This window comes from Microbacterium sp. (assembly GCF_035554235.1).
In the GTDB taxonomy this organism is placed as follows: Bacteria; Actinomycetota; Actinomycetes; order Actinomycetales; family Microbacteriaceae; genus Microbacterium.
Genome location: NZ_DATMIO010000269.1, coordinates 1 through 4,020, shown reverse-complemented (window position 1 = coordinate 4,020; position 4,020 = coordinate 1). Strand labels below are relative to the sequence as shown.

Annotated in this window: 4 protein-coding genes; 1 reads left to right on the top strand and 3 read right to left on the bottom strand. The window is 66.9% G+C overall.

All coding sequences use genetic code 11. The features are described 5' to 3' along the window. Positions 1 to 17 precede the first annotated feature (17 nt). The gene (locus tag VNT50_RS13545; RefSeq protein ID WP_325485637.1) at positions 18 to 1,385 is read left to right on the top strand and encodes an aminomethyl transferase family protein; all 1,368 of its coding nucleotides are present in this window, start codon (positions 18 to 20) and stop codon (positions 1,383 to 1,385) included. A 41-nt stretch (positions 1,386 to 1,426) separates the two neighbouring features. On the opposite strand, the gene VNT50_RS13540 is transcribed toward VNT50_RS13545, so the two are convergent. The 3 genes from VNT50_RS13540 to VNT50_RS13530 form a co-directional block, all read right to left on the bottom strand. Then, positions 1,427 to 1,852, bottom strand: coding sequence for a thioesterase, FlK family (locus tag VNT50_RS13540; protein WP_325485636.1), 426 nt, complete (start codon positions 1,850 to 1,852; stop codon positions 1,427 to 1,429). A 7-nt stretch (positions 1,853 to 1,859) separates the two neighbouring features. Next, positions 1,860 to 3,287, bottom strand: coding sequence for an MFS transporter (locus VNT50_RS13535; protein ID WP_325485635.1), 1,428 nt, complete (start codon positions 3,285 to 3,287; stop codon positions 1,860 to 1,862). 124 nt (positions 3,288 to 3,411) lie between these two features. Next, the coding region (locus VNT50_RS13530; RefSeq protein WP_325485634.1) for a YoaK family protein at positions 3,412 to 4,020 on the bottom strand (609 nt) is incomplete at its 5' end.

Here is a 4,020-nt window from a genome sequence, read left to right as displayed (position 1 = left end):
TGGTTCAAAGGAGAAACATGTCAGACGCAAATCATGAGCCCAGCCTCGAGACGCTGATCCAGCAGTCCGGCGGTGTGATGAATCTGCTCCGCAACGCGCCGCTCGCGCGATGGGCCCCGCCCGGGTACCCGACCGAGTACTCCTCCTGGCGCGACGAGCAGCGGGCGTGGCTGAACGGCGTCGCTCTCCTGGAGCTGTCGTACCACATGCCCGAGCTCCACCTCCGCGGCACCGAGGTCATCCCGTTCCTCGAGAAGTTCGCCATCAACAAGCTCGACCCGTTCCCCGTTCTGCGCGCGAAGCAGCTCGTTGTCGCCGCTCCCGATGGGAACCTCATCACGGATGCCATCATCTTTCACGAGGAGGAGGACTTCTACCGCATCGTCGGCGACCACGATTGGATCCAGTTCAACCTCGAGAGCTCCACGTACGATGTTTCGGCCACGGTCGACCCGCCCTGGTACACCGCTTCCGCCCCGCGCGACGTCTTCCGCATCCAGCTTCAAGGTCCGCAGGCCGTCGACCTCGTAACGGAACTGGTGGGCGGCAACCTGCCGTCGATCAAGTTCTTCCACATCGGCGAGCTGGAGATCGCAGGCAAGAAGGTGCGTGCGCTGCGGCATGGCATGGCAGGTACCCCTGGATTCGAGATCTACGGGGCCTGGGACGATCAGCAAGTCGTGCGGGCGGCGATCGAGGATGCCGGACGGAAGTACGCCATGCGCAAGGTCGGTGCGCTCGCGTACGGCACCTCCAGCCAGGAGTCGAGCTGGATGCCCATACCTCTGGCCGCGATCTACACCGCGCCGGAGTTGAAGGAGTTCCGCGAGTGGCTCGGCCCCTTCCCCCTTGCCGCGCTCGGTTCTCTCGGCGGCAGCATGACGTCGACAAAGGTCGAGGACTACTACATCGATCCGATCGAGGCGGGGTACGGGCATCTAGTGGACTGGAGCCGCGACTTCGTGGGTCGCGCGGCGCTCCGCGAGAAGGCGGACAATCCGCGACGCCGGAAAGTCACCCTGGAATGGAACGACGAGGATGTCGCGGCGACGGTGGCCGCATCGCTGTTCGGTGAGCGGCAGGCACAGACCCTGTCGATCCCGGTTCCGCACTACGCGTGGCACCCCGCCGACACTGTGCAGGACACCGAAGGTCGGCAGGTCGGCGTCTCTCAGTGGAGTTCCTACAGCGACAATGCGGGCCACGTCATCTCTACCGCTGTGGTGGAGATCGCCCACTCCGAGCCGGGGACGCAGCTCGTCCTGCTGTGGGGCAATCCCGACGTCCAGACGGCGAACTCCGACGCAAAGGTCGTGCGAGAGATCCGGGTCACGGTAGCCCCCGCACCCTACTTCCAAAAGGTCACCGACAACCCCGACCGCTGAGTCGGAACCGCGATGGTAGGGCGCGCGATCTCTCGCGCGCCCTACTGCTTCGCGGCGACCTGGATCGCGCTCCCGCGAAACTCCGCCACCACCTCGCGATGTGAGAACACCGTCACATCACAGTGCGCGAGCCTTCCGATGCGATGGCGCACCTCTGCCCGCGCCGTCAGCACGTCGCCCACGTGGGCTGGGGCGAGATGGACGATCGACGCCGACGTCGTCACCGCTGGCTGGCCGTCCTTGGCGCACGCGCAGATGAAGGCGGTGTCGGCGAGGGTGAAGATGAGACCGCCGTGCGCGATCAGCTGCCCCTTCGCCATGTCGGTCTGGATCTCCATCCGCGCTACGGCCTGATCCTCTCCCGCCGAGAGCACCTGAATCCCGAGGGGGGCCAGCGATCGATCGGTCGTCAGCAGCGCCTGAACCGTGGCGGAGATGGTTGCCCCCGCGGAGGCGTCGACCGGCATCGGCACGCTAGCCGGCGCTCTGCGCGTTCTCGGCGACCGGCACGTGCGTGGTGACCACGGGCGCCAGCTCCTCCTTGTATCCGGCGCGCGAGTCCGCCCCCGTGAGCCGGGCTTGCACCTTCAGACCCCCGAGCGTGACGAGCAGAACACCGATCGGGATCAGAATCGTGAGGAAGAGGCCCGAGAGTCCGAGCCCGGCCCCGATCAGCATCCCGCCTGCCGCGCCGCCGAAGGCGGAGCCCACGCGTGCCCCGAACTCCGTCGTGCCCACTCCCGCTCCGCGGATCCTGGTCGGGTACGCCGCCGCCGCGAGCACGGACCGCGTTGGTCCCATCGTCGCCGGCAGAATGAGGCCCGCGAGCGCGAAGATCATCAGCAGTGCGCCAAAGGTCGGGTTCGGGAAGAAGCCGATGACCAGCACCATGCCCGCGGACACGACCAGCAGTATCCCGATGATCAGGAACCGGGACACCCTCACGAGCACCGCGCCCAGCAGGAGGCTTCCGACGACGCCCGCGAGTCCGTAGAGGCCGACGATGGTACTGCTCTGCACAGTGTCCATACCAGGAGCCGGCAACTGGAGCAGGGTGGGAAGGTACTGGGCGATCAGCAGTTGGACGCCCAGCGAGAAGAACCCGAAGAGCCAGAGCAGCACGGTGCTGATTGCAAAGGGCTTTCTCAAGATCATGCCCAGCTCTTCGCGCGCGTTCCGTTTCACGGGCGGCACCAGCTCGATGTTGACGAGCTTCTCGGCGGGCGCGAGGCGCCGCAAGACTCGCTGGGCCTTATCGACGGCCCCGCGAGCTGCATAGAACGCGGGCGATTCGGGCACGACGAACGCGACCACGACGATGACAGCGAGGGGAATGATCCCGGCCACGAAGAGAAGGGTGCGCCAGCCAGAGGTGGGAATGAGGAACCCCGCCAGCACCGCGCCGACCGTGGTCCCAAGGCCGACTCCGGCATACGCCGCCGCGAGCATGGCCGAACGTCGCTTCGCCGGCACCAGGTCGGCGAGGAGCGTGCTGCCCGAAGCCATCGCCGCACCCATTCCCAGGCACGCGAGCAGGCGCCACGCCACGAAGGCGGAGAAGTCGCCGGATGTCGCCCCCAGGGCGGTGCCGACGGCGAAGGTCGACGTCGCGCCGATGATCACGATCCGTCGGCCCCAGATGTCAGAGAGGCGACCGGCGACGAGGGCGCCGAGTCCCATGGCGACGAAGCCGCCGCTGACGACGAGCGCGATGCCACCCCCGATGCTCACTCCCCATTCCCGAACGAGCGAAGGGAAGATGTGGCTCACGATCGTGACGTCCATCCCGTCGGTCAGGAGCACGAGTGTGATGAGGCTGAAATAGAGCCATTGGCGCCATGTGAGGCCAACCGAGTCGGTGAACTCCGCCAGAGTCCGGGGTGTGGGCGTAGTTGTAGTCATGAATCACGAACCTCACTGTTCGATGGCGCCGCATCCGGGCGGATGCGGACAGGGGAACTCGACAACGCAATCCCTTTACTATACGTATCGGATCGAAACGTCAAGAGCCGTGCAACACTTCGGGCTATCGCGTCACCGCTCCATCTGAGCCTTTCGGCGACCGGGCGGGTGGATGCCGGCTTACGGCGCCGACGAGCGCAACGCCGGCGGTGAGGGCCGCGGCAGCGCCGATCCCCCACGCGAGTCCCAGTCGCAGGAGCAGGGCCCCCACGGCTGCGCCCGCGATCAGGATGACGATGGCGAGGGCGCGTCTCGCCCATCGCTGCGGAACGCTCTTGCCGAGGTAGGACTCGTACGCGAGGGAAACCAGCGTGGATGTCACCACGACGGTGGTGACATCGGCCACGGCGATGTGCCTGGCCACCCCCGCCTGAACGCCCATCGCAAGTCCCAGGAGAGCCGTGGCGACCAGCATGGGCAACAGTGTCCCGGCGTCGTTCACGAGTGCCGGGACCAAGGCCGCGACCAGAAATGCCGCGACGAGTCCGAGGAGGATGGTGGCGCGGGGCGTCCACCCGGAGCGGGCGCCCCGGAGTGCCGCGCCCGCGATGATCACGCCGCCGACGAACGCGAAGAGCGCCACGGCCGGACCGACGATGGGCAGGCCGTCGGCTCCCGCCAGCCCCATCCCGAGGATGACGATGTTTCCGGTCATGTTTCCGGTGAAAACGCG

What these genes read in the sequence shown, in the direction of transcription:
- VNT50_RS13545 (WP_325485637.1), top strand. Translation starts at nt 18, where the DNA reads ATGTCAGACGCAAATCATGAGCCCAGCCTCGAGACGCTGATCCAGCAG.
- VNT50_RS13540 (WP_325485636.1), bottom strand. Translation starts at nt 1,852, where the DNA reads ATGCCGGTCGACGCCTCCGCGGGGGCAACCATCTCCGCCACGGTTCAG.
- VNT50_RS13535 (WP_325485635.1), bottom strand. Translation starts at nt 3,287, where the DNA reads ATGACTACAACTACGCCCACACCCCGGACTCTGGCGGAGTTCACCGAC.